Source organism: Streptomyces tateyamensis (assembly GCF_003205575.1).
GTDB lineage: Bacteria > Actinomycetota > Actinomycetes > Streptomycetales > Streptomycetaceae > Kitasatospora > Kitasatospora tateyamensis.
Map to the genome: position 1 here is coordinate 1 of NZ_PYBW01000286.1, position 1,031 is coordinate 1,031.

Annotated in this window: 2 protein-coding genes; both read right to left on the reverse strand. The window is 71.2% G+C overall.

Annotation, left to right across the window (positions count from 1 at the left end):
* On the reverse strand, positions 1-635 hold a 635-nt coding region (locus C7C46_RS33370; protein ID WP_110673624.1), incomplete at its 3' end, for an electron transfer flavoprotein subunit alpha/FixB family protein.
* Positions 636-673: 38 nt separating this feature from the next.
* Positions 674-1,031, reverse strand: a 358-nt coding sequence (locus tag C7C46_RS33375; protein ID WP_425470168.1) for an electron transfer flavoprotein subunit beta/FixA family protein, incomplete at its 5' end; no start/stop codon positions are given.

Here is a 1,031-nt window from a genome sequence, read left to right on the forward strand (position 1 = left end):
CCCACACCACGACCGCCCGAAACCACGATCGCGGCCTCCGTCAGCTCCGGACGCCCCGAGGACACCCGCGGCGTGCGGGACGTCACCTTCGCCGCGTTGCCCGTGAACGCCACGCTCACGCTCTCCACGGCCTGCTCGACCGGCGCGGCCTCGGGGGCCGCGGAGTTCGGCTTGACCGTGATGACCGGCGCGCCCTTGGTCACCGTCGACTTGACCTGGAACGAGGCCGCGAACACCGACTGGGTGGCCACCGGGGCACCGCCCTCGCCGGCCTCCAGGTCCACCGCATCGGTGATCACACCCGAACCCAGGCGCAGCGCCGTACGCGCGGCGACCTCCTTGCCCTCACCGGAGGAGGTGACCAGCACCGCCGCGGCGCCGGCGGCCTGCGCGATCTGGGTCAGGGCGTCGACCTTGGGCACCACCAGGAAGTCGGCGAACTCGGCGCCGTCGGCCACATACGCCTTGACGGCGCCGTACTCGGCGGCCTTGGCCGCGATCGCGGCCGCGTTCTCACCGGCGCCCAGCACCACCGCGGAAGGGGTGCCGATGCGGCGGGCCAAGGTCAGCAGCTCCAGGGCGGGCTTGCGCACCACACCGTCGGCGTGGTCGACCAGGACAAGGATCTCACTCATGTTCACAAGCTCCTAGAAAGGGATACGCGGACGGCGGGTCAGATGAACTTCTGCTCGGCCAGGAACCCGGCGAGCGCCTTGCCGCCCTCACCCTCGTCCGTGACGATCGTGCCCTTGGTACGGGCCGCACGCTCGGTCACCGAGCTCACCGCGGTCCACGCGTTCTCCAGACCCACCTGGCCGGCCTCCAGGCCCAGGTCGTCCAGGTCCCACTCGGCGACCGGCTTCTTCTTCGCCGCCATGATCCCCTTGAACGACGGGTACCGCGCCTCACCCGACTGGTCGGTCACCGACACCACCGCCGGCAGCGACGCCTCCACCAGCTCACTGGCCGCATCACCGTCGCGACGACCCGTCACCACACCACCCGCGACCGCCACCTCCGACAAGAGCGTC